The 22,249-nt window shown below is 71.2% G+C and carries 20 protein-coding genes; 8 read left to right on the forward strand and 12 right to left on the reverse strand.

Features of this window, described 5'->3' with window-relative positions; all coding sequences use genetic code 11:
• Window positions 1-73 precede the first annotated feature (73 nt).
• Window positions 74-472 (reverse strand): pyridoxamine 5'-phosphate oxidase family protein, encoded by a 399-nt coding sequence (locus ACZ4TR_RS47970; RefSeq protein WP_465295732.1) that lies wholly within the window; start codon window positions 470-472, stop codon window positions 74-76.
• 232 nt (window positions 473-704) lie between these two features.
• On the opposite strand from ACZ4TR_RS47970, the gene ACZ4TR_RS47975 reads away from it, so the two are divergent.
• Together ACZ4TR_RS47975 and ACZ4TR_RS47980 are read left to right on the forward strand one after the other, a co-directional pair.
• Window positions 705-1,322, forward strand: coding sequence for a sigma-70 family RNA polymerase sigma factor (locus ACZ4TR_RS47975; protein ID WP_465295734.1), 618 nt, complete (start codon window positions 705-707; stop codon window positions 1,320-1,322).
• 356 nt (window positions 1,323-1,678) lie between these two features.
• Window positions 1,679-2,194: a P-loop nucleotide/nucleoside kinase family protein gene (locus ACZ4TR_RS47980; protein ID WP_465295736.1), complete on the forward strand. Its 516-nt coding sequence runs from the start codon at window positions 1,679-1,681 to the stop codon at window positions 2,192-2,194.
• On the opposite strand, the gene ACZ4TR_RS47985 is transcribed toward ACZ4TR_RS47980, so the two are convergent.
• Both ACZ4TR_RS47985 and ACZ4TR_RS47990 read right to left on the reverse strand, forming a co-directional pair.
• Window positions 2,163-3,557 carry an MFS transporter gene (locus ACZ4TR_RS47985; RefSeq protein ID WP_465295738.1) on the reverse strand — a complete coding sequence of 465 codons (1,395 nt, stop codon included), beginning with the start codon at window positions 3,555-3,557 and terminating at the stop codon, window positions 2,163-2,165. The genes ACZ4TR_RS47980 and ACZ4TR_RS47985 overlap by 32 nt on opposite strands.
• 158 nt (window positions 3,558-3,715) lie before the next feature.
• The gene (locus ACZ4TR_RS47990) at window positions 3,716-4,510 is read right to left on the reverse strand and encodes an IclR family transcriptional regulator (RefSeq protein WP_364524022.1); all 795 of its coding nucleotides are present in this window, start codon (window positions 4,508-4,510) and stop codon (window positions 3,716-3,718) included.
• A gap of 116 nt (window positions 4,511-4,626) precedes the next feature.
• Between ACZ4TR_RS47990 and ACZ4TR_RS47995 the strand changes: the two genes are divergently transcribed.
• From ACZ4TR_RS47995 to ACZ4TR_RS48010, 4 genes are all read left to right on the forward strand, one after another.
• A complete protein-coding gene (locus tag ACZ4TR_RS47995; RefSeq protein WP_465295740.1) occupies window positions 4,627-5,835 on the forward strand; it encodes a CaiB/BaiF CoA transferase family protein in 1,209 nt (402 codons plus the stop codon).
• Window positions 5,836-5,837: 2 nt separating this feature from the next.
• A complete protein-coding gene (locus ACZ4TR_RS48000; RefSeq protein ID WP_465295742.1) occupies window positions 5,838-6,737 on the forward strand; it encodes a hydroxymethylglutaryl-CoA lyase in 900 nt (299 codons plus the stop codon).
• Window positions 6,738-7,386: 649 nt separating this feature from the next.
• Window positions 7,387-8,817 carry a DUF1996 domain-containing protein gene (locus tag ACZ4TR_RS48005; RefSeq protein WP_465295744.1) on the forward strand — a complete coding sequence of 477 codons (1,431 nt, stop codon included), beginning with the start codon at window positions 7,387-7,389 and terminating at the stop codon, window positions 8,815-8,817.
• A gap of 62 nt (window positions 8,818-8,879) precedes the next feature.
• Window positions 8,880-9,230 carry an MmcQ/YjbR family DNA-binding protein gene (locus tag ACZ4TR_RS48010; RefSeq protein ID WP_364524014.1) on the forward strand — a complete coding sequence of 117 codons (351 nt, stop codon included), beginning with the start codon at window positions 8,880-8,882 and terminating at the stop codon, window positions 9,228-9,230.
• On the opposite strand, the gene ACZ4TR_RS48015 is transcribed toward ACZ4TR_RS48010, so the two are convergent.
• A complete protein-coding gene (locus ACZ4TR_RS48015; RefSeq protein ID WP_465295746.1) occupies window positions 9,206-10,429 on the reverse strand; it encodes an MFS transporter in 1,224 nt (407 codons plus the stop codon). The two genes, ACZ4TR_RS48010 and ACZ4TR_RS48015, sit on opposite strands and share 25 nt — an antisense overlap.
• 75 nt (window positions 10,430-10,504) lie before the next feature.
• On the opposite strand from ACZ4TR_RS48015, the gene ACZ4TR_RS48020 reads away from it, so the two are divergent.
• Window positions 10,505-11,050 (forward strand): ArsR/SmtB family transcription factor, encoded by a 546-nt coding sequence (locus ACZ4TR_RS48020; protein ID WP_465295748.1) that lies wholly within the window; start codon window positions 10,505-10,507, stop codon window positions 11,048-11,050.
• A 295-nt stretch (window positions 11,051-11,345) separates the two neighbouring features.
• Here ACZ4TR_RS48020 and ACZ4TR_RS48025 read toward each other — a convergent pair whose 3' ends face one another.
• The 6 genes from ACZ4TR_RS48025 to ACZ4TR_RS48050 form a co-directional block, all read right to left on the reverse strand.
• Entirely contained in the window at window positions 11,346-12,116 is a 771-nt protein-coding gene (locus ACZ4TR_RS48025; RefSeq protein ID WP_465295750.1) for an SH3 domain-containing protein, read from the reverse strand.
• 144 nt (window positions 12,117-12,260) lie between these two features.
• Window positions 12,261-13,703 (reverse strand): glycoside hydrolase family 3 protein, encoded by a 1,443-nt coding sequence (locus tag ACZ4TR_RS48030; RefSeq protein WP_465295752.1) that lies wholly within the window; start codon window positions 13,701-13,703, stop codon window positions 12,261-12,263.
• Window positions 13,704-13,706: 3 nt separating this feature from the next.
• The gene (locus tag ACZ4TR_RS48035) at window positions 13,707-14,537 is read right to left on the reverse strand and encodes a carbohydrate ABC transporter permease (RefSeq protein WP_465295754.1); all 831 of its coding nucleotides are present in this window, start codon (window positions 14,535-14,537) and stop codon (window positions 13,707-13,709) included.
• Entirely contained in the window at window positions 14,534-15,520 is a 987-nt protein-coding gene (locus ACZ4TR_RS48040; protein ID WP_285481823.1) for a carbohydrate ABC transporter permease, read from the reverse strand. Before ACZ4TR_RS48040 ends, ACZ4TR_RS48035 begins: the two co-directional genes overlap by 4 nt.
• Window positions 15,517-16,821 carry a sugar ABC transporter substrate-binding protein gene (locus ACZ4TR_RS48045; RefSeq protein WP_465295756.1) on the reverse strand — a complete coding sequence of 435 codons (1,305 nt, stop codon included), beginning with the start codon at window positions 16,819-16,821 and terminating at the stop codon, window positions 15,517-15,519. The genes ACZ4TR_RS48040 and ACZ4TR_RS48045 overlap by 4 nt, the downstream gene beginning before the upstream one ends.
• Before the next feature lie 517 nt (window positions 16,822-17,338).
• Window positions 17,339-17,893: an FHA domain-containing protein gene (locus ACZ4TR_RS48050; RefSeq protein WP_465295758.1), complete on the reverse strand. Its 555-nt coding sequence runs from the start codon at window positions 17,891-17,893 to the stop codon at window positions 17,339-17,341.
• Window positions 17,894-18,047: 154 nt separating this feature from the next.
• On the opposite strand from ACZ4TR_RS48050, the gene ACZ4TR_RS48055 reads away from it, so the two are divergent.
• Complete coding sequence (locus ACZ4TR_RS48055) at window positions 18,048-19,550, forward strand: CBS domain-containing protein (protein WP_465295760.1); 1,503 nt, start codon at window positions 18,048-18,050, stop codon at window positions 19,548-19,550.
• Window positions 19,551-19,553: 3 nt separating this feature from the next.
• Here the strand turns inward: ACZ4TR_RS48055 and ACZ4TR_RS48060 are convergent, their stop codons facing one another.
• Entirely contained in the window at window positions 19,554-21,647 is a 2,094-nt protein-coding gene (locus tag ACZ4TR_RS48060; RefSeq protein ID WP_465295762.1) for a (Fe-S)-binding protein, read from the reverse strand.
• A gap of 31 nt (window positions 21,648-21,678) precedes the next feature.
• Window positions 21,679-22,098, reverse strand: coding sequence for a hypothetical protein (locus tag ACZ4TR_RS48065; RefSeq protein WP_364523992.1), 420 nt, complete (start codon window positions 22,096-22,098; stop codon window positions 21,679-21,681).
• Between the last annotated feature and the right edge of the window lie 151 nt (window positions 22,099-22,249).

Genomic DNA, 22,249 nt, shown 5'->3' on the forward strand with positions numbered 1-22,249 from the left:
TCCCACAGGCGACTGCCCGTGTCGGCCCAATCCGGTTCGTCCATCCGGTGGGTCGATCGGCGGAGCGGCTTTGTTACTCCGCGTGGCAGGCGATGCGGTGACCGGTCACGGACTCGACCGGAATCCGCAGGAAGCGGCGGCCGGCGAGCGAGGGGCACAGGCAGGCGATCGCGGCGCCGTCGGCCGGGGACTCGGCGGCCCGGCCCAGGATGCTGACGTACCACCCGGCGCCGAAGTCGGCGGAGATGTCGTCGGCCTCGAACGCGACGACGGCGTCGCGCACGCCCGCGTAGAGGGGACTGCCGGTCGGGACGGCGAACACGACGGCCTCGCCGACGACGGTGAAGCGCACCGGCCGGACGGCCGGCATGGCCCGGTGGGTGAAGATCACCCGGCCGAGGCTCGCCGTCCGCAGCAGGGCCAGGCACTGCTGCCGGTCGAGCAGCAGCCCGAAGCCCACGTCGTCCACCATCGCGTCCCTGCGTTTCTCCCCGTGAAAATCCCGATCGCCAGCGTGAGTGGTGGGCCGAGGCGGCCGGTAGGGCCGTTCGGCCCGGCCCGGCCGGGGTGTCCGGGCAGGCACGCCGCGCGGTGTCGCGCCAGGGCCGGAAGACCCGGGCCGCGGCGGCCGCCCGGCCGGTGCGGCGGCCACGCGGCGTCACCTAGCGTCGTGACCGTCAGTCGCCGAGGAGAGGTGAGACCCGATGCCGCCGCAGTCCGCCACGGGTGAGCCCGCTCCCACGGCGACGTTCAGCCTCGATCCGGAGCTGGTCCGGTCCGCGATCGCCGGCCACCGCGCCGGAATCGCCGGTGTGCTGCGCGCCCTGCGGCCGATGGTGTTCCGCTACTGCCTCGGCCGGCTCGGCACGTGGCAGGACGGCTCGTCGGACGCCGAGGACTGCGCGCAGGAGGTGCTCCTGGCGGTCGTCGGCGCGCTGCCGGGCTACCGCTACGAGGCCGACAGCTTCCTGGCGTTCGTGTTCGGCATCGCGGCGCACAAGGTTTCCGACTTCCACCGCCGCCGGGCGCGCGACCGCACGAGCCCGGTGGCCGATCCCCCGGCCGAGCGCGGAACGGGCGGCGACCCGACGGGCGAAGAGATCGAGCGCGCCGCGGGCCTGGACTGGTCGGCGGACCTGCTCGACACGCTTCCGCCGCGGCAGCGGGAGATTCTGGTGCTGCGCATCATCTTGGGCCTTTCGGCCGAGGAGACGGCCGCGGCGGTGGGGCTGAGCAGCGCGGGAGCGGTCCGCGTCGCCCAGCACCGGGCATTGACCACCCTGCGGCGCGGCTTGGTGGCCCAGAAGCGGGCGGCCTCCTGACGGGGCGGCCGCATCGAGGGACTTGGCCTCTTCCGATGCGGTGTTCCCGGCCGCGGGGCATCCCGTGCCCGCCGCGACCCGGTTCGCTCCACCGGCCACTGCGCCGCCGCCCGCACCAGCCATGCGCCGCACCGCCACCGGCGCCGGTCCGGCCGCGACCGCTTTCGCTCCCCCGGACCGCGTGACATCCCGCACCGGCCACGACCGGCCTGATCTGTCGGCCACCACCCCGACTACGGCGACCGCCACCGGCATCCCGCGCTGATCTCGCGGCGGCCACCGATTCGCCGCCGGCCCCAACCGGGGCCGCGCGGCCGCGCCGTCTCTCCGCCGCCGCGGCGTGCGATCATGCGGCCGTGCCTCCGCTCCTGATCGTCGTCGGCGGGCTGCCCGCCACCGGGAAGACCACCGTCGCCACGGAACTGGCCCGGCGCACCGGGTTCTCCTTCCTGCGGGTCGACACCGTCGAACAGGCCATCGTCCGCGCCACTCCGCTGGTGCAGCCGCTCGGGCCCGTCGGCTACGTCGTCGCCCGGGAGGTCGCCGCCGATCTGCTGCGCACCGGGGTCAGCGTGATCGCCGAGTGCGTCAACCCGCTGGCCGTGACCCGTGATGCCTGGCGGGACACCGGTCTCGGCCACGGCGCGCGGGTACTCGAAACCGAAATCGTCTGCTCGGACCCCGCCGAACACCGGCGCCGCGCGGAAACGCGCGACGTCGGCATCCGGGATCTCGTGCCGCCGACGTGGCAGCAGATCGTGAGCCGGGAGTACGAGCCGTGGACCCGGGACCGCCTCGTCGTCGACACCGCCCGGCTGCCGGTCGACGAGGCCGTCGCGGTCATCGAAGCGGCGGCGCGGCCTCGTCGTTGAGGCTCTCCAGGCGGCGGCCGGTCGTGCGCGGGCCGAGCACCGCGATGTCCACGGCCACCACCACCAGCGCCCCGGCCACGACCAGGAACAGCGTCGTCGGGCCGCTCGAGTTCAGCAGTGGCACCAGCACGAACGGCATCGCGCCGCTCGCCAGCCGCGAAAGCGAATAGGTGCCGCTCGACGCCGTCGAGCGCAACGCCGTCGGGAAGATTTCGGCCTGGTAGATGTGGTAGGCGTTCGAGAAGACGTTGCTGGTCGCGGTGTAGAGGAAGCCGAACACGAGGATCAGCGCCATCGAACCCGAGTAACCGAACGCGATGCCGAACACCGCCATGGCCAGCACCGAGCCGACCACGAGGTACTTCCGCTCGAAGCGTTCCACGAGCGGCAGCGACAGGGCCGAGCCGACCGGGTAGCCGAGGTAGGTCAGCGCGGCGAACAGCAGCGACTGCGAAAGCGCGTACCCCTTGGCGGCCAGCACGAGCGGCACCAGCGTGCCGAAGCCGTAGTAGCCGAGCGTCTGCAGGATCTGGAACACGACCATCATCCAGGTGCGGCGGCGCAGCGCCGGCCCGAAGAGGTCCCGCACCGGCGCGGCGGCGCGCCTGCGGGTGGTGCCGCGCGGCGGGGCGGGATTTTCGTTGACGCCGCCGCGTGCCTCGGCTTCGAGCCCGGCCACCAGGTGCTCGGCCTCGTCGGTGCGGCCGACGGACTCCAGCCACCGCGGCGACTCGGGCAGGCCGCGCCGAAGCAGGAACACGGCGCCCGCGCCGAGCGCGCCGATCACGAACAGCCAGCGCCAGCCGGCGATGCCGAGGATCTCGTGTTCGGTCAGGCCGCGGGCGAGGAAGCCGACGACCGGGAAGCCGCAGAAGGCGAGTGTGTACGCCCAGGCGATGAACCGGCCGCGCTTGCGCGCCGGGAGCAGGTCGGTGAGGTAGGTGTCGGCCAGCGGCGGCTCCGCGCCCAGCCCGATGCCCGCGAAGAACCGCGTCACCAGCAGCATCAGCGCGCTGCCGCTGAACGCGCCGAGCAGCGAGAAGAGCGAGTAGAGCCCGAGGTTCAGCAGGAACGCGCCGCGGCGGCCGAACCGGTCGGCGAGCCGGCCGAGCAGCAGGGCGCCGAAGAACATGCCGACGAACGTCGACGCCAGCAGCGGCGGCAGCTCCGCCTTCGTGAGGGAAAACTCCTCGACGAGCACCGAGCTGAGCACGCCGGTCAGGAAGACCTCGTAGAAGTCGAAGAACAGGCCGAGCCCGACGGCCACGGTGGCCCGGCGGTGCGTGCGGGTGATGGGCAGCCGGTCGAGCCGGCCCGCGATCGTGCCGGTGTCCGGCACGGCGGCGTCGGGGATGTTCGCCATCCGTCGTCTCCTTTGACTTCTCCACCATGTGGTTGGCCGACCCATAATGTGACGGCGATGGCGCCGAGTCAAGGACGCGCGAGACGCAACCAGGATCCGTTAACGGGCAACGAGCCGCACGCCGGGACGAACCGGGCACGACGCCGCGCCCGCGAGGCTCAGAGCCCGGCGACCTGCTCGACACCCGGCCGGTACCCGAGCCGTTCCGAGGCGCGCCGGCTCGCTTCGACCACGATCGGCGCCAGCCGCGGCACGTCCGCCGGCGTCATGCGCTGGGTCGGCGCGCCGATCCCGATCGCCGCGCTGACCTCACCGTTCAGGCCGAACACCGGAGCACTCAGGGACGCCGCGCCGAGGTCTCGCTCCTCGAAGCTGACCGCGTACCCCGCCTCGCGGATCTGCCCGAGCTGCTCGGTGAGCAGGTCGATGTCGACCGTCGTGCGCGGGGTGAAACGCGCCAGGCCGTGGCCGATCGCGTCCTTGACCGCCAGCTTGTCCCAGGCCAGGAACACCTTCCCGGCCGAGCCCGCGTGCAGCGGCATCACCATGCCGACCACGAACAGCCGCACCACCGGGTGCCGGGACTCCGCCAGCGAAATCACCGTCCGGTACGCGCCGTCGCGGACGTACAGGCAGGCCGTCTCGCCGGTTTCGTCCCGCAGCTGCTGCAGCACCGGCCGGGTCAGCCGGACCAGGTCGAGGCCGAACGTGCCCGGCGCCGCCCAGCGGACCAGGCCGAGCCCGACGCGGTAGGTGTCGTCGTAGCGGTCGAGGAACCCTTCGCGCACCAGGTTGTGCACCAGCCGCTGGCACGTGCTCGCCGGCAGCCCGGTCGAGCGGGTGATCTGCTGCAGCGTGAGCTCGGGGTCGTCGATCGTGAACGACTCGAGGATCTGCTTGAACTTGCGCAGTACGAGCACCGGCGTCGTGCCGCTGCGTTCTTCCTCTGCCATCGCCCCGCCCCGTGCCCGTGGTGTGCCGCACAGTCTATCCACGCTCGACGCTGTTGACTCGGCGACACTCGCCCGTATTCTGGATTTACAACTCACATCGTGGTTTGGAGTCGGGCATGAGTCAGCAAACCGGGCCCCTGGCGGGCATCCGGGTGGTCGAACTGGGGAACTTCATCGCCGCGCCGACCGCGGGCCGGCTCCTGGCGGACTTCGGCGCCGACGTCGTCAAGGTCGAACGCCCGGGCACCGGGGACGAGCTCCGGCGCTGGCGGCTGCACGACGGCGACACGTCGCTGCTGTTCCGCACTCTCGGCCGCAACAAGCGCTCGGTGACCGTCGACCTGCGCCGGCCCGAAGGCCAGGAACTCGTCCGCGCACTCGCCGCCCGCAGCGACGTCCTCCTGGAGAACTTCCGTCCCGGCACCCTCGAACGCTGGGGTCTCGGCCCGGGCGAGCTGCGCGCGCTCAACCCGCGGCTGGTCGTCGTCCGCGTCTCCGGGTACGGCCAGACCGGCCCGTACCGCGACCGGCCGGGCTTCGGCGGCGTCGCCGAGGCGATCGGCGGCCTGCGCGCGCTCACCGGCTACCCCGACCGGCCGCCCACGCGCGTCGGGGTCAGCCTCGCCGACTCCGTCGCCGGGCTCTACGCGGTGATCGGCGCCCTGATGGGCCTGCTCCGGCGCGACCGCGAGCCGGGCGCCACCCCGGGTGAAGTCGTCGACGTCGCGCTGTACGAAGCCGTCTATTCGCTGATGGAGTCGCTGCTCCCGGACTTCGAGGTGTCCGGCGTCGAGCGCGGTCCGGCCGGCTCCGCGCTGCCCGGGGTGGCGCCGTCCAACACCTACCGCTGCGCCGACGGCAAGTACATCGTGGTCAGCGGCAACGGTGACGCGATCTTCCGCCGGCTCATGCACGCCATCGGGCGCGACGACCTCGCCGGCGACCCGCGGCTCGCGGACAACGCCGGCCGGGTCGAGCACGCCGGGCTGCTCGACGACGCGATCGGCGCGTGGACCGCGACGCTCACCCAGGAAGCCGCCGAAGCCGTGCTGCGCGGGGCGTCCGTCCCGTGTGGACCGATCCTGACCGCCGCGGACATCGCGAAGGACCCGCACTTCGAGGCCCGCGGCATGCACGAGCGGCACCGCGTACCCGGCCACGACGGCGAAGTCACGTTCCCCGGCATCGTGCCGACGCTGACCGAGCGCCCCGGCCGCACCCACGCGCTCGGGCCGGAGCTCGGCGAACACACCGAGGCCGTGCTCGCCGAGCTCGGCGTCACCGGCGAGGCGGTCGCCCGCCTCCGCGAGAACGGAGTGATCTGACCATGACCGAAGTGCTCCTCACCGAGGTCGTGCTGCGCGACGGCCTGCAGGACGAGGCCGTCACCCTGCCGACGCACGAAAAGGTCCGGCTCGCGCGCGGCCTCATCGACGCGGGCGTGCGATCCCTCGAAGTCGGGTCGTTCGTCTCCGCGCGCCGGGTGCCGCAGATGGCCGGCACCGGCGAGGTGCTGAAGACCCTGCTGGACGCGCCGGCGGCGCTGCACACGCTGGTGTTCACCGAACGCGGGGCGCGGCAGGCGATCGACGCGGGCGCCCGGACGGTGCGGCTGGTCGTGTCCGCGAGCGACGGGCACAGCGTCGCCAACGCGGGCGTGCCGACGGCCGCGGCGCTCGACCGGCTGGCCGGGTGCGCTTCGCTGCTCACGGAGGCGGGCGTGGCCATCGAAGCTTCGGTGGCGACGGCGTTCGTGTGCCCGTTCGACGGCGACACGGACCCGGACCGCACCGCCGACGTCGCCGCGCGGCTGGGCCGGCTGGGCGCGCGCGTGGTCCACCTCGCCGACACGATCGGCGCGGCGCGGCCGAGCCAGCTCCGCACGGTCGTGTCGGCGGTCCGCGACGAGTTGCCGGACGTCCCGCTCGGCCTGCACCTGCACAACACGTACGGGCTGGCACTGGCGAACGCGTGGGAAGGGCTGGGCCTGGGCATCCGCCGGTTCGACGCGGCCCTGGGCGGCCTCGGCGGCTGCCCGTTCGCGCCGGGCGCGTCCGGCAACGTGGCGACGGACGACCTGGTCGACTTCTTCCACCGCGAAGGTATCGCGACGGGCCTCGACGTGGTCAAGCTGGCCGAGCTGCGCGACCAGATCGGGATCGCGGTCGGCCACCGGCTTGGCTCGGCCCTGTCCGCGATTCCGGCGGTCCCGGCCGCGCTGCGCTGACCCGGATGTCATGAACGAGTCGTTCACCGCGCCGGACGAGGTGAAAGAGTCGTTCATGGCTTTTCGGGGCGGCGGTCACGGGCACGGATTCTCCTGCGTCGGCGGGTATTCGGCCGGCGGGCATTCGGAAGGCCTCACCCTGGTATACGGATGCGGGTTCAGGTCGGTTCAAAGTTTTTCGCCACACCCGCCGAAGCTGGACAACGCCCCGGTCAGCGGCCCAGGATGAGCGCACACCCGAGTACGCCGGAGAGGGACACGCGCGGCAACCCAGCGTGATCCAGGTGCGGGCCGTCGCGCCCGCAGTTTTCGCGTACGCCATTCTTCCGCTATTTCCGGCGCCTTTTCGCGAGCACTCGCGACTACGGAAACGGAACCCCCGCCTGACGGTTGGTAATTGCCGATAATTTCTTCTTGCCCGGTGTCAAACCCCGGTGTAGCTTCCATCACGGAACGATAACCAGCCGGTTGACGGCGCGGCCACGGGCAGGTGGCGGCGCACCCACTGATGTCGGGTCAGTGGCCGGCCCGGGAATCGTCCGTCCCGCCGACGCTGCTTTCGAATGTCTCAGTCTGGTGAGCACGAGCCTGGGCTCGTGCCGCCAGTGTCGCGCATTCCCGCCAGCCCGACACCCCGGAGGATCCACCCATGTCCCGCACCCAAGGGCGCCATCGCATTTCCCGCAGAACGAAGATCGCGACCGGCGGCCTCGCCCTCGCGCTCGCGGTCGGCGGTATCGTCGTCGCGACGACCACCGGCAACACCGGTGAAGCGAGCGCCGACGAGGCCAACCCCGCGTTCTTCGTCGACATCCTCAAGGTCGAGCCGAACCAGTTCGACCCGCGCCCGGTGTACGGCGCGTCGACCGGCACGTTCACCGTCGACTGCGGCCGCAACGAGAACGGCCACTTCAACCCCGACAACTTCATCGCGCAGCCCGGCGTCCGCAACGGCGCGCAGCACCTGCACGACTACGTCGGCAACCTCTCGACGAACGCCGACTCGAACAACAAGAGCCTCGTCAAGGCCGGCACCACGTGCCGCAACGGCGACAAGTCCGCCTACTTCTGGCCCGTCGTGCGCATCGACACCGGCGAGGAAGAGAAGAACGAGCCCGCCAAGGCGCCGGACAACGAACGGGCGCAGGCCGACCAGGAGGCCAAGACCGTCCAGGTCGCGTGCCCGGACGTCGCCAGCAAGCTCACCGACGTCCCCGACCCGGCCATGGCCGAGGTCGGCGACAACCTCGACCAGCTCGACACGCAGACCGACGAGGCCAACAAGCGCGTCGCGCAGACGCAGGGCCAGGGCGGCGCGAACTTCGTGCAGAACGCCATCCTCGGCCCGCTGAAGGACCGGCGCGCCGCGATCCTCGAGCGGATCGCCACCATCATCGCCCGGTTCGCGCCGAAGCCGAAGGACCTCGGCGGCCTCGCGCCGTGCGCGCCGAAGCCGGGCAAGGACACCGGGACGCCCACCCCGCCGCCGAGCAGCACCGCGGGCGGCGCGCTCCCCGGCCAGGACGAGAACAACGAGCTGCCGGGCAACGACGGCGAGATCCTGCGCCCGCAGAAGGTGCAGATCACCTTCCGCGGCAGCCCGGCCGGCAAGGTCGTGGCGATGCCGAAGTTCCTGCGCGTGCTCTACGGCGACGCGAAGGTCTCGACCAACGGGCCGGCCAACGCCCGCGCGAGCTGGACGTGCAGCGGGTTCGAGAACCGCGTCACGGACAAGTACCCGATCTGCCCGCAGAACAGCAAGGTCAAGCGGATCCACACGTTCCCGAGCTGCTGGGACGGGCAGAACACCGACAGCGCGAACCACCGCACGCACATCGTGTTCCCGGACCAGTTCGGCCGGTGCGCCAAGGGGTTCAAGGCCGTCCCGCAGCTGCAGATCTCGCTGACCTACGACATCCCGCACGACATCCAGGTCAAGAAGCAGTACAAAGTGGACGCTTTCCCGCAGGAGAAGCACAACCCGGGCTCCGACCACGACGACTTCGCCAACGTGATGTCGCAGCGGATCATGAGCGGGCTCGTCAACTGCGTGAACCGCGGTAAGACCTGCCGGGCGTGACATCCGCGGAACCGGCGGCGCGGAGCACCCGCGCCGCCGGTTCCTGCGGTTGAATGGCCGGCATGGTCACCGGTGACGAAGTCCGCGCGTTCGCCTTGACGCTCCCCCGCGCCTACGAGGCGGTCGTGCGCGACCGGGCCAAGTTCCGCGTCGGGCAGATCGTGTTCGTCGCGCTGTCGCGGGACGAGACCGAGATGGGCTTCGGTTTTCCCCGCGACCAGCGGGAAGCGCTGGTCGCGGGCGAACCGGAGAAGTTCCTCATGCCCGAGCCGTCGGATCTGCGCTACCAGTGGGTGCGCTGCCGCCTCGCGGCGATCGACGCGGACGAGATGCGCGAGCTCGTCCTGGACGCCTGGCGGATGTGCGTGCCGAAGAAGGTCTGGGCGGCCTACGCGGAGACCCACCCGCTCTGATCCCGCTCGGCGGCGGCGAGCGCGTCTTCGGTGATGACGAGCAGGCCCGCGAGCACGGCGAAGGCCGGCACCGCCATGACCACGAACACCGCGTGCAGCCCGAAGGCCTGCGCGATCGCTCCTCCCGCGAGGGCCCCGAGGGACTTGGTCCCCCACGCCACGAGCCGGTAGCTGCTGTTGAGCCGGCCCAGCAGCCCGTCCGGGGTGAGCCGCTGGCGCAGCGAGACCATGACGACGTTGGACACCATGACGCCCACGCCGCCGGCGAAGAAGCCCGCGGCGACGGCGTACGGGTTGGCGGTCAACGCGAGCGTGCCGACCGAAAGGCCGCCGGCGAGCCAGGAGATCCAGAGCGTGCGGACGCGGCCGAACCGGCGTTCCGCCACTTCGGCGACCAGCGACCCGGTCAGCCCGCCCGCGGCGCTCGTGGCCATCAGCAGCCCGAAGGCCGGTGCGGACAGGCCCATCGCCGAACCCGGGCCCACCGCGTAGAGGACCACGACGGCGAAGGTCGCGCCGGTGGCGAAGTTGAACGTGCCGACCATGGCCGAGAACGTCCGCAACACCTTGTGGCGCAGCAGGAAACGGACGCCTTCGGCGATGTCCGCACGCAGGGTGGTGTGCTTCTCGCGCGGGATCCGGTACTCGCCGCGCACGAGCAGCAGCGCCGCGGCCGCGACGGCCCACAGCGCCACCGGCGTGCCGAGCGCGGCGACGACCCCGGCCGCGGCCAGCACGCCGGCGAGCGGCGGGCCGGCGAACTCGTTGGCCGTCTGCTCGGCGGCGAACATGCGGCCGTTGGCGCGGGCCAGCTGCTCCCGCCCGACGACCTGCGGAACGATCGACTGCGCGGCGGTGTCGTAGATCGTCTCGGCACACCCGACGCCCACGGCGGCGACGTACAGCGCCCAGATCGATCCCCCGCCGAACACGGTCAGCAGCGTGACGCCGGCGAGCAGCGCGCCGCGCACGAGGTTGGCGACGAGCATCGCGCGTCGGCGGTCGAGCCGGTCGACCAGCGCGCCGGCGGGCAGCGCGAACAGCAGCCACGGCACGCTGAAGGCGAAGGCGAGCCCGGCGATGAGGGCGGGCTCCCGGGTGTAGCCGACCGCGACCAGCGGCAACGCGACCTTGAGGACGCCGTCGGCGAGGCTGGACAGGCCGGCGGCGGACCACAACCGCCAGAACACGGGGTTCATTGGTGGAGCATTGCACATCGATGGGCTTTTCTCCATCGATGTGGCTCTATTCCATCGATGGACTACGCTCCGCTCATGACGGAACCCCGCCGCCGGCGCCCGGCGACGCCGGAGGAGGCCAAGGCCCTCGGCCACCCGCTGCGGCTGCGCATCATGCGGATGTGCCTGGTCGAGGAGCTGACGAACAAGCAGCTGGCCGACCGCCTCGGCCGCGACCCCGGCACGGTCCTGCACCACGTCCGCCAGCTGGTGTCGGCGGGGTTGCTGGAGCAGGCGCCGGTCCGCACGGGAGCGAGCGGCGCGCTGGAGAAGCCGTACAAGTCGAACAACGAGACGTGGTGGCTGGACGGCCCCCTGGCCGAAGCCGACGCCGAGACGCGGTTCGCGCCGATCGAGATCTTCCAGGAGGAGATCCGGGCGGCCGGGCCGGAGTCGGTGGCGGTGCACGAGAAGTTCCTGCTGCACCTGTCCCCCGACGAGATCGAGGAGCTGGACCGGCGGATCCTGGCGGTGCTGGACGAGTACGTGGCGACCGACCACGAGCGCTCGGACCGCCCGGCGGTGGGCGGAATCTTCGTGCTGCACCACGTCAAGCGCGAGGCCTCCGAACGCAGTGAATGACTCATTCCTGGCGTCCGGCGCCAGGAATGAGTCATTCACTGCAGCGGCCAACCCGCGGCGAGCCCCGGCCGGGGATGGTGGCCGGGGCCGCGGTGACGCTGTCGCCACCGAGCCGGGATCGCTGCCGATCCCGCCGGAGCGGCGGGGCTTGGCCCTGCCGCTCGGGAGCACACACAGCCGAAGGTGAACATCACCATCGGCTCGTCGAGCGGGATCCACCGCTCGGCGACGGGGTTTCCGACCGGCGCGGTTCTCGCCCACCCCCGGGGCCGGCGAGAGCCGCGTCGGTGATTCGTCAGTGGTTCACCTTGAACCACGGCTGCGACCAGCCGAGGTAGGTCTGGCCCCACTTGCTCTTGATCTGCGCGATCGTCGTCTCGGTGTACGTGCCCGCGCCGTTGATGTCGTTCGACAGGAACTTGCCGCCGCCGATGGAGATCATCGTGTGGCCCGCGCCGCCGTTGGAGAAGAACGCCAGCCCGCCCGCCGGGACGTCCGTGCTGTTCGGGTGCTTGTACGCGCTGGGGATCTGCGTCCAGTGCACGTACGCCGTGGTCGAGCCGCTCGCGGAGAAGCCGTAGTTCTGGGCGTTGATGCGGTCGCACCAGCCGTCGTAGGACGACTCGTAGTTCGTGTGGACCCGCGACTTCGCCTTCGTGACCGCCTGGGCGCAGGTGTTCAGGTCGCCCAGCCCGGAGGTCGAACACACCTCGGTCGGCACGGTAGGCACGTCGGTGCAGTCCGGCGCGATCCGGCCGTCGGAACCGGTGTAGACGTAGGTGTCGGTGATGTAGCCGCCCGGCACGTGGTCCCAGATGTTGCTGGTGCCGTACTTGCCGGTGACCGTCTCGCCGGTGGTCTGGCAGTCGATGTCCACGGCGGCGCCGTCGGTGACCGTGCCGGCCGAGCTCGCGCCGGTGCTCGGGGCCGAGCGCACGGTCAGCGGCGCGCCCGAGTCGGTGTGCACCGTGCCGGTGGCCGCCAGGGCCGGGGTGGCGCCGGCGAGCACGATCGCCACGGCGATACCGGCCACGCCGGCCGCCCGCTTCCCGATCCGAATTCTCATTTGTCCGTCCCTCCGGGATTCGTTGTGGGGACAGCATGGCGACCGCCGGTACAAGGCCCGTACAAACGCACGAACGCGCTGTGAAGATGCGGCGAAAAGGACGAAGCCCCGCCGGACCACCGGCGGGGCTTCACCACGGGGAACTCAGGCCAGGTACTCGGCCGCCGCGCGCAGGCTCACGTAGGAGCCGCTGAACGTGTCGATCCGCGGGCCGTCGCCGTCCGCGGGTCCCGGCACGCCGGTCTCCACCCGGATGTAGTCCACAGTGGACAGCGCAGTCAGCAGCTCGCGCACCCGCGGGTGCCGGTGCGCCTCCCGGGTCACCACGACGACGCTGCGGAAGTCCCGCGCCGCATCGAGGACCGCGTCGGCGTCGCCGGGTGCCGCGGTGAACGTCCGCGTGCCCGGCACCAGCTCGGCCAGGTGCGCGCCGAGGCCCCACGGCATCGGGCCGGCCGCGATGGTCGGCTCGGTCTGGACGTCGACGACCAGCGGCGGCCCGTCCAGCCGCACGTCACCCCGGACGCGGAGGGCCTTGCGGGCCGCCTCCAGGCCGAGTCGCCGGTCCACCGGGCCCACCGAAGCCGGCGCCGGGTCGGTGCCCAGCGCCGCCGTCCGCGACGCGGCCTCCGCCAGCCGGTCCAGGGGCAGCTCCCCCGCCGCGACCGCGGCCACGATCGCCGCGACGCACGCGTCCAGGTGCTCGGCCTCGAACGCCGCGCCCCCGAGGCAGAGCGCGTCCGCACCCGCGGCCAGCGCCCGCACGGCCGAGCGGCCGAGGCCGTCGTGCTTGCCGTACGCGCCCGAAACCGCCCCCATCTCCAGGGCGTCGGTGATCACCGCGCCGGTGAAGCCGAGCTCGCCGCGAAGGACGTCGGTGAGCGCCGTCCGGTTGAGCGTCGCCGGCTCGTCGCCCCAGGCCCGCACGACCAGGTGGCCCGACATCACCGACCGCACCCCGGCCCCGATCGCCGCGGCGAACGGGACCAGCTCGATCTCCCGCAGCTCTTCGACGGTCCGCGGCAGCACCGGCAGCGCGACGTGCGAGTCCTCGGTCGCCGCGCCGTGGCCCGGGAAGTGCTTCGCGCACGCCGCGACGCCGTACTTCTGCAGGCCGGTCACGTAGGCCGCGACGTGCGGCGACGCCTTCGCCGGGTCGGATCCGAACGCCCGGACGCCGATGATCGGGTCCTCGGCCGCCAGGGTCAGGTCCGCGCACGGCGCGAGGTTCAGCGTCACCCCGCACGCAGCCAGCCGCTCGCCGAGCGCGGCGGCGACCGCCGTGGTCAGCTCCGGGTCGTCGGCCGCGCCGAGGGCGAGGGGGCCCGGCACGAACGACCCGGTGTTGACGTCGAGGCGGGTGACGTCGCCACCTTCCTCGTCGATCCCGACGACAACACCGTCCCGCTCGCCCCGCAGCTGGGCGGTGAGCGCGGCGACCTGCTCGTCGTCGACGACGTTGCGGCCGAACAACACCACCCCGCCCAGGCCGCCGGCGATCCGGCGGCGCAGCCAGTCCGGCGCGGTGGTTCCGGCGAACCCGGGCAGGAGGACGGCCTCGGCGAGCTTTGCCACATCCGAAGACAACGGCTACCCCTTCACGGCGCCGGCGGTCGCGCCGGACACGAGCTTGCGTTGCACGAGCAGGAAGAACACCAGCGCCGGGATCGCGTAGATGACCGACGCGGCCATGACGCCGCCCCAGTCGGTGGCGAACGCCGTGCGGAAGGACGCCAGCCATACCGGCAGCGTCTCCTTCGGCTTGTCCTGGATGAACACCAGCGCGAACAGGTACTCGTTCCACGCGGTGATGAAGCTGAACACCGACGTGGTGACCAGGCCGGGGCCGAGCAGCGGCAGCGTCACCCGGCGGAACGCGCCGGTCTGGCTGCAGCCGTCGATCATCGCGGCCTCTTCGAGTTCGTACGGGATTCCGTTGACGAACCCGTAGAGCATCCAGACCGTGAACGGCAGCGTGGTGGCGAAGTAGATCAGCAGCAGCGACGGCAGCGTGTTGAGCAGCCCGGCGTCCCGCATGAGCAGGAACAGCGGGATGAACAGCGCCGACACCGGCGCCAGCTGCGCCACCATGACCAGCACCAGGAAACCCTTGCGGCCGGTGAAGCGCAGCCGCGACAGCGGGATCGCCGCCAGGGTTCCGGCGACCAGCGCGCACAGCACCGAGCCGACCGTGACGATCAGGCTGTTGAGCAGGTAGGTCGGGAAGTTGTCCTTGCCGAGCGCCGTGCTGAAGTTGCCGAACGAGATCGACGTCGGGATCAGGTCGTACTTGGGCGAGAGGATCTCGCCGGGTGTGCGCAGGGACGTGACGAACATCCAGTACGTCGGGAAGACGATGGCCAGCGCCACGAGCACGCCGACGACCGAGAGCACGATCCGCTGCGAGAGCGATTTCTTCACGACAGATCACCTTCCCGGGTCCGGGTGAGCAGCTGGATGTACCGGCCCGTGATGAGCGCGAGCACGATGAGCATCAACGTCGCGATGGCCCCCGCCGCGCCGAAGTGGTTGCCCGCGATGCCCTTGAGGTACAGCACGACGGCCAGGGTGGTGCTCTCGCCGTCGGGGCCGCCCTCGCGGATCGCCCAGATCTGGGCGAACGCGTTGAAGTCCCACAGCACCGACAGGAACGTGACCATGGTGGTGATCGGCTTGATCGCGGGCCAGGTGACCGCGCGGAACGTCTGCCACGCGCTGGCGCCGTCGATGCCGGCGGCCTCATACTGCTCGCGCGAGACGCCGATGATGCCCGCGTACAGCGAAAACGTCACGAACGGCACGGCCTGCCACACGATGAGCAGCCCGATCACCGACAGCGTGCTGGCGCCGCTGGAGAACCACGAGAAGCCGATGAAGCCGTGGAACCCGAGGCGGTCGAGGGTCTTGTTGAGGATCCCGTACTGCTCGTCGAAGATCCACTGGAACACCGTGGTCGTCGCGATCACCGGCGTCGCCCACGCCAGGACCAGCGTGACCTGCACGATGATCCGCACGACCGGGCCGAGGTGGCGCATGAGCACCGCCAGCAGCAGGCCGCCGAGGATGGTGGCGGCCACGATGGCGGCGGTGAAGACCAGGGTCCGGAAGGTGACCGTCCAGAACTCCGGGTCCGAAAGCGTGTTCGTGTAGTTGTCGAACCCGATCCAGACGGTCTTGCCGGAGACCAGCTGGCCGATGTCGAGCTTGCGGAAGCTGATCGCGAGCACCTGGACCAGCGGCCAGGCGAGCAGGACCAGGATCGCGGCGAGCGCGGGAAGCAGCAGCAGGTACGGGAGCACCCGGTCGCCGAACCGGCCCCGCCTGCGCTTCTTGGCCCGCGTGTCGCGCGGCGATGCCGGCGGGGTCGCCCCCGCCGGCATCGTCACATTGGCGGTCGCTGTCATCCGCCGATGAGCTTGTTCAGCGCTGCGTTGGCGTCGGCGGTCGCCTGGTCGAGCGTCTTCTTGCCGGTCAGGTACGCGGTCAGCATGTCCTTGACCGGGTTCTGGCCGGACTCCACGTCACCCCACTGCGGGCTGGCCGGCACGGCCTTGCCGTTGGTGGAGGCCTTCGCCATCACGCTGCCCAGCGGGTCCTTGTCCAGGCCGGTGAGGTCGGTCGACGTGCCGGGCACGACGCCGGCGGCGGCGAGCTGGCTCTGGTACTTCGGGCTGGAGAGCAGCTTGATGTACTCCTTGGCGGCGGCCGCGTTCTTGCTGTTGGCCGGGATCGCCAGGTTGGAGCCGCCCAGGAAGACCGGGGCGGTCTGGCCGGCGGTCTTGCTCGGGATCGCGAACGCGCCGGTCTTGGCGGTCAGGCTCGGGTCCGTCTTGGCGGCCGTCGGCAGCTCCCACGGGAGACCGATCATCATGGCCACCTTGCCGCCGCCGTAGACGGTCGCCTGCTGCGGCTTGGCCTCGTCGGCGTCCTTCGGCGCCTTGGTGCCGGAGGTGTCGACGAGCTTCTTGTAGAACTCGAGGCCCGCCTTCGCGCCGGCGCTGTCCAGCGTCGCCTTGAACTTCTTGCCGTCGGGCTGGGCGATGTCACCACCGTTGTCCCAGATGAACGACAGCAGCGAGTACCAGTTCTGACCCGGCATGTAGAGGGCCTGGAAGTCCGGGTCGGAGCCGAACTTCGTCTTCAGCTTGGTGATCGCGTCGATCCACTCGTCGTTCGACGTCGGCGTCTTGGTGATGCCGGCCTGCTCGAACATGTCCTTGCGGTAGATGACCTCGCGGTTCGCCGCGTAGAACGGGACGCCGTAGACCTTGCCTTCGTAGGTGCCCGAGTCCGCGAGCCCCTTCAGCCACTGCGCGCCGTTGAAGCTGTCCTTGTCGGCGGTCAGGTCGGTCAGGACGCCGTCGTTCGAGGCGAACGCCGCGGTCTGCGTGTTGCCGATCTCGATGACGTCCGGCGGGGTCCCGCCGGCGAGCGCGGTGGTCAGCTTCTGCTGGATGCCGTCCCACTGCTGGATTTCGTACTTGACCTTGACGCCCGGGTGGGCGGCTTCGAACTCCTTGTTGAGCGCGTCGGTCAGCGTGGCCGGCGCGGAGCCGGTCATCAGCCAGACCGTGACGTCGCCGGTGATCGGCGCGGGAGCACCGCTCGACGAAGCGGCCGTGTCGGTGCCGCTGGAGCCCGCGCAGCCTGCGGTCGCGAGGGTGACTGCGGCGGCGCCCGCCGCCAGCTTGAGCCAGCGTTTCACTCGATGCCGTCCTTTCCATGCCCGGCCACCGTGGCCAGGCGCCCCAAATGGTGTAGACCAATGTTGGGGTTAGAGTGGTACGTACCACAGGCGCTGTCAAGGCGGTTGCCGGAACGTTGTAAACGCACCGGGGAGTCTGACGCGGAGTAGCCGGACGGTCACCGGCGTCGCCGCGACCTGCGGGGGAAGTCGTCCGAATAGGAGGGTGTCCGGAACGTTTTTCACCGGTGGCCACGCGCGATTCACCCCACGGCCACCCGGTCGGCGCAACGAAAACCGCCCTGGGAACGGCTCCCCCGCGCGGCGGTCTTGCGTGAAGTCGCGGTTCGGCCGGTTTCCACCGCAGCCGGATTCGAACGTCTGACCGGGGCACCACGCCCATCGGCCGGTGCCGGGGCGGCCAGGTCGGCTTACTCCGCCGGAGCCCGCGGGTTGCGGACGACAGCGGCCGCTGGGCGCCTTCGGACGGGAGCGCCGATGGACTGCCTGTCCAGGGGCGGTGAGTTCGCGCGCGGAATCACCGCGAGCCGAAGCGGCGTGGCCGCGCCTTCCGCCGGCGGGCGAGCACGACGCCGAGCACCGTCACCAGCAGGCCCGCCGCCAGCAGGGCGGCACCGAACTCCGGTCCGGCGCCGAAGTGCCGCAGCACCCGCACCGCCCCGAGCGCGAAGCCGGTCACGACCAGGACCGGCCCGAGCACCAGCGCGACGGTACCCGTCCGCTCCGCGGGGACGACCTCGAACACCGGCCGCTCTTCGCCGGCCGCGCCGACGTCCGAAAACACGGTGGTGATCGGCCCGAAGGACACGCGGTCGCCGTCGTGCAGCAGCCGCGCCTGCCTCGGGGCCAGCGCCTCGCCGTTGACGAGCGTGCCGGCGCGCGAGCCGGCGTCGGACACCCAGGTGCCGCGCGCGTCCCGCCGGAGCCGCGCGTGCCGCGGGCTCACCCGGTCCGAATACAGCTTCAGGTCCGCCTCGGGGGCGCGCCCGACCAGCCACGAGCCCCGCCGCACCTCCAGTCGCGCGACCGCGCCGCCGAGCGTCTCGATCGTCGCTGTTCCCCGCTGCCCCATCGCCCCTCCCACCGCTTCCCGACTCCGGACAGAGCGGCGCCGCGGCGGAAAGATGCGCCCCGATCGGGTGAACCGGGCGGCTTTCGGGCGACGATCATCCTCCCTCGGCCGACTGGGTGCGTAAGCCGATCCGGCCCCAGAAACCGGGAGAACGATGAACTCAGCTTGGCAAGTCCGCGCGGGCAGGCAGGGCGAGCGCGACGAGGAGTCCCTCGCCGAAGGTCTCGCGATCGTCGGCTGGGGCGGCGTCCCCGCTCTCGGCGCGTTCGCCACCCGGGAAGCGCTCAAGGCCGGGCTCCGGGAGTGCTATCCGCAGCGCTCCACCTACGTGATCGGGAACTGGGCCGGGCAGCTGTGGCGCTTCTACCGGGAGATGAGCGAGGGCGACCTCGTCGTCATGCCGCTCAAGAACGTCCGGCGGTTCGCCATCGGGGAGGTCACCGGGTCCTACCACTACCGCCCCGGCGCGACGCCGGACTGCCGGCACGCCCGGCCGGTCCGGTGGCTCCGGACCGACGTCGACCCCGGCGAGTTCGGCCCCGACCTGCGCGGCAGCCTCGGTTCACTGCTCACCGTGTGCAGGCTGAGCCGCCACGACGCCGCCCGGCGGATCGGGGAAATCGCGGCCGGACGGTCGGACCCGGGCTGGCGGCACGCCTCGGCGAACCTCGATCCCGACGCCACCCAGGCCGACCTGTGGGAAGCCGTCGAGACCGGGGCGGCACCGGTGAAGCTGACCGTCCGGGCCCTGCTGTCCCTGTGGGGCTACCGGCGGCGCACCGCGACGTCCCTGGTGACCGTTCAATCCGAGCTGGCCGAGCACGGCGTCACGACCAAGCCGGCCTTCACCACGGCCCGGATGGACGCGGTCGTCGAACTGGTCCCGGTCGCCGACGAGCCGGGCACCACGGACTCCGAAGCGGATCCACCCGAGGTCGAGGCGCTGGACGACCTGCCGGCCAAGTGGATGGTGCGAGCGGTCCTGCCGGACCAGCCCGCCATCGTGGCCGTCACGGCCGGGAAGCCGCTCTCCACCGCGGTGACGCTCCTGCTGGCCAAGAACTATTCCCAGCTGGCGGTGACGGACGAGGACGGGTTCTGCGTCGGCGCGGTCAGCTGGGAGTCGATCGGCCGGGCCCGCCTGACGAACCCCAACCCGACGTTGCGGGACGCCACCACCCAGGTCCGGGTCATCGACTTCGACGACGAGCTGTTCGCGCAGATCGACGAGATCTACCGGCACGGTTACGTCTTCGTCCGGGGAGAAGACCGCCGGAGGCTCATCGGGGTCGTGACCGCCAACGATCTCGCCCGCCAGTTCGGCGCGCTGGCCCGGCCGTTCTCCCTGCTCGAAGAGGCGGAGCTGCGGCTCCGCCGCCAAACCAAGCGCAGCCTGCCCGAGGACCTGCTCGACCGGGTCGCGCCCAAGTGGGCGAACGGGAACCCGACGTTCGGCAACTACGTGCGCCTCTTCGAGGAACAGCAGCACTTCGACCTGCTGAACTGGCCGCTCGACCACGGGGCGTTCCTCGACCTGCTCAAGGAAGCGCGCCGGATCAGGAACGACCTCATGCACTTCTCCGGCGACGAGGTCCCGGAGCAGGACCTCGCCGCCATCGAAGGGTTCTGCGCGACGATCAAGGCCGTCGACCAGTGAGCGTCAGGGTTTCGGCGCCGGCGCCTTCACCCGCTCCAGCAGCAGCTGGGCCACATCGCGGACGTCGACGTTCTCGGCCTTCTGCTCGCTCTGGCGCTGCACCAGCCCGTCCGTCAGCATCACCCGGCAGAACGGGCAGCCCGTCACGATCGTCTCCGCGTCGGTCGCGATCGCTTCGTCCACGCGCTCGAGGTTGATGCGCTTGCCGATCTGCTCCTCCATCCACATGCGCGCGCCGCCCGCGCCGCAGCACAGGGCCCGGTCCGCGTGGCGGGGCATCTCCTCGAGTGTTGCGCCCGTCGCGCCCACCAGCTCGCGGGGCGGGGTGTAGACCTTGTTGTGGCGCCCCAGGTAGCACGGATCGTGGTACGTCACGCGAGGGCCGTCCTCGACCGCCTTGACCGGCGTCAGCCGGCCACCGCGCACGAGCCGGTTGAGCAGCTGCGTGTGGTGGACGACCTCGTAGTGCCCGTCCAGGTCCGGGTACTCGCGGCCCAGCGTGTTGAGGCAGTGCGGGCATGTCGTGACGATCTTGCGCAGCCGCGGCTCACGACCCTCGAACACGGCGTTGAGCGTCTCGGCGGTCTGCTGCGCCATCATCTGGAAGAGGAACTCGTTGCCCGCGCGCCGCGCCGGGTCGCCCGTGCAGGACTCCTCCTTGCCGAGCACCACGTACTTCACGCCCGCGATGTGCAGCAGCTCCGCCGTGGCGCGGACCGTCTTGCGGGCCTGGTCGTCGAACGCGCCCGCGCAGCCGACCCAGTAGACGTATTCGACGTCTTCCGCGAGCTCGCCGTCGAACACCGGGACGTCGAAGTCCAGGTCCTTCGTCCAGGCCAGCCGTTCGGAGTTGTTCTGGCCCCACGGGTTGCCCTTGGTCTCCAGGTTCTTGAACAGCCCGCCCAGCTCGGTCGGGAACGCCGACTCGATCATCACCTGGTAGCGGCGCATGTCGACGATGTGGTCGACGTGCTCGATGTCCACCGGGCACTGCTCCACGCACGCCCCGCAGGTGGTGCACGACCAGAGCACGTCCGGGTCGATGACGCCGCCGTCGTCCTCGGGGCCGACCAGCGGGCGCGCGCCCTCGTGCTCGGTGCCCGCGAGGATGTAGGGCGCCTCCTCGAAGAGGTTGTCACGCAGGTTCATGATGACGAGCTTGGGTGACAACGGCTTCCCGGTGTTCCACGCCGGGCACTGCGACTGGCAGCGGCCGCACTCGGTGCACGTGGCGAAGTCGAGCATGCCCTTCCACGTGAAGTCGCCGATCTTGCCCCGGCCGAACGTGTCGTCCTCGCCCGGGTCCTCGAAGTCGATCGGCTTGCCGCCGGACTCCATCGGCAGCAGCGGCCCGAGCCCGTCCGGCAGGCGCTTCGCCGAGACGTTGATCGGCGCCACGAAGATGTGCAGGTGCTTGGAGTAGAGCACGATCGACAGGAACACCAGCATGACGCCGATGTGCAGCATCAGGCCGATCGTCTCGAGCACCTCGGTCGTCGAGTGCCCGAGCGGCTCGAGGAGGTTCCCGACGCCGAGGGAGACGTACGCGCCGTTGTCGTACGGGAAGTTGCCGGACGCCGCGGACGCGCCGCGGAAGAAGAACATCGTCCAGACGACGTTGAAGATCATGAAGAGGATCAGCCACGCGCCACCCGTGTGGGAGCCGTAGAAGCGCGACGCGCGGTCCTTGCGCGCGGGGGCGTTGCGGATGCGGATCACCGTGAACACCCCGAGCGAGACGGCCACGGCGACAGCGATGAAGTCCTGCAGGAAGCCGAGCACCGACCAGTGCCCGATCCACGGGATCGCGAACTTCTCGTCGAAGAGCGCGCCGTACGCCTCGAGGTACACCGAAGCGAGGATCACGAAGCCCCAGAACGTGAAGAAGTGCGCCAGGCCGGGCACGGACCATTTCAGCAGCTTGCGCTGGCCGAACACCTCGCGCACCTGCGCGAACACGCGGGCGCCGAGGTCGTCCGACCGCTTGGTGTCGGGCTGGCCGGCCTTGATCAGCCGGTACAGGAAGGCCACCCGCTTGCCGGCGACGGCGAGGCCGACGACGGTCATGAGCAGGCCGAGGATGAGGCGAACGAGCACGAGTCCTCCGTGACGTGCTTGAAGGAACGGCTCAGTGCGAGCCGGTGTAGTAGCGGCACGCCTGGCACGCGTACCGCATCTTCGCGACCCGCCAGTGTTTCCGGTACAGATCGAGGTCGGGCGACCGCCGGACGCCGAGGCGCTGGTAGCGCCCGGGGCGGCGGCGGCCGGTTTCGTACTGCTCGGTCGCCCGGCCGAGGTGGGCGCGCCGCAGCACGCACCCCCGCGTCCGGCAGCGCCCGAGCGCGCCGCGGCAGAACCGGTGCAGCAGCACCAGTTCCCCGGTGACTTCTTCGACCACGCCGTAGCCGGGGTGTGCCCCCGGCCCGGTGAGCCGCACCGGCAGCCCGCAATACCCGCACTTGAGGGTGCAGGAGAGGCAGCCGGCGATGTGCCTGAGCCGTAGTTCGCGCCGGTCTTCGGAGCCGGGTCCTCGGACGCGCGACGCCATGGGGCCTCCTCCGGCGACTGTGATCGGCACCACTGATCTACTGGAGGGTAATGAGGAGGTCACTGCACGCGACAGGACCGAACAGCCTAGTTCCTTTGGCCTGTTCGACGTAAAAGTCGAGGGAAGGATGACCTTACTGTCCGTACAGCGA

It is taken from the genome of Amycolatopsis sp. NPDC028719 (assembly GCF_055565395.1).

Bases quoted from the DNA above. Each gene is read 5' to 3' on its own strand.
- ACZ4TR_RS47970 (WP_465295732.1), bottom strand. From the start codon at position 472: ATGGTGGACGACGTGGGCTTCGGGCTGCTGCTCGACCGGCAGCAGTGC.
- ACZ4TR_RS47975 (WP_465295734.1), top strand. From the start codon at position 705: ATGCCGCCGCAGTCCGCCACGGGTGAGCCCGCTCCCACGGCGACGTTC.
- ACZ4TR_RS47985 (WP_465295738.1), bottom strand. From the start codon at position 3,557: ATGGCGAACATCCCCGACGCCGCCGTGCCGGACACCGGCACGATCGCG.
- ACZ4TR_RS47990 (WP_364524022.1), bottom strand. From the start codon at position 4,510: ATGGCAGAGGAAGAACGCAGCGGCACGACGCCGGTGCTCGTACTGCGC.
- ACZ4TR_RS47995 (WP_465295740.1), top strand. From the start codon at position 4,627: ATGAGTCAGCAAACCGGGCCCCTGGCGGGCATCCGGGTGGTCGAACTG.
- ACZ4TR_RS48000 (WP_465295742.1), top strand. From the start codon at position 5,838: ATGACCGAAGTGCTCCTCACCGAGGTCGTGCTGCGCGACGGCCTGCAG.
- ACZ4TR_RS48005 (WP_465295744.1), top strand. From the start codon at position 7,387: ATGTCCCGCACCCAAGGGCGCCATCGCATTTCCCGCAGAACGAAGATC.
- ACZ4TR_RS48010 (WP_364524014.1), top strand. From the start codon at position 8,880: ATGGTCACCGGTGACGAAGTCCGCGCGTTCGCCTTGACGCTCCCCCGC.
- ACZ4TR_RS48015 (WP_465295746.1), bottom strand. From the start codon at position 10,429: ATGAACCCCGTGTTCTGGCGGTTGTGGTCCGCCGCCGGCCTGTCCAGC.
- ACZ4TR_RS48020 (WP_465295748.1), top strand. From the start codon at position 10,505: ATGACGGAACCCCGCCGCCGGCGCCCGGCGACGCCGGAGGAGGCCAAG.
- ACZ4TR_RS48025 (WP_465295750.1), bottom strand. From the start codon at position 12,116: ATGAGAATTCGGATCGGGAAGCGGGCGGCCGGCGTGGCCGGTATCGCC.
- ACZ4TR_RS48040 (WP_285481823.1), bottom strand. From the start codon at position 15,520: ATGACAGCGACCGCCAATGTGACGATGCCGGCGGGGGCGACCCCGCCG.
- ACZ4TR_RS48050 (WP_465295758.1), bottom strand. From the start codon at position 17,893: ATGGGGCAGCGGGGAACAGCGACGATCGAGACGCTCGGCGGCGCGGTC.
- ACZ4TR_RS48055 (WP_465295760.1), top strand. From the start codon at position 18,048: ATGAACTCAGCTTGGCAAGTCCGCGCGGGCAGGCAGGGCGAGCGCGAC.
- ACZ4TR_RS48065 (WP_364523992.1), bottom strand. From the start codon at position 22,098: ATGGCGTCGCGCGTCCGAGGACCCGGCTCCGAAGACCGGCGCGAACTA.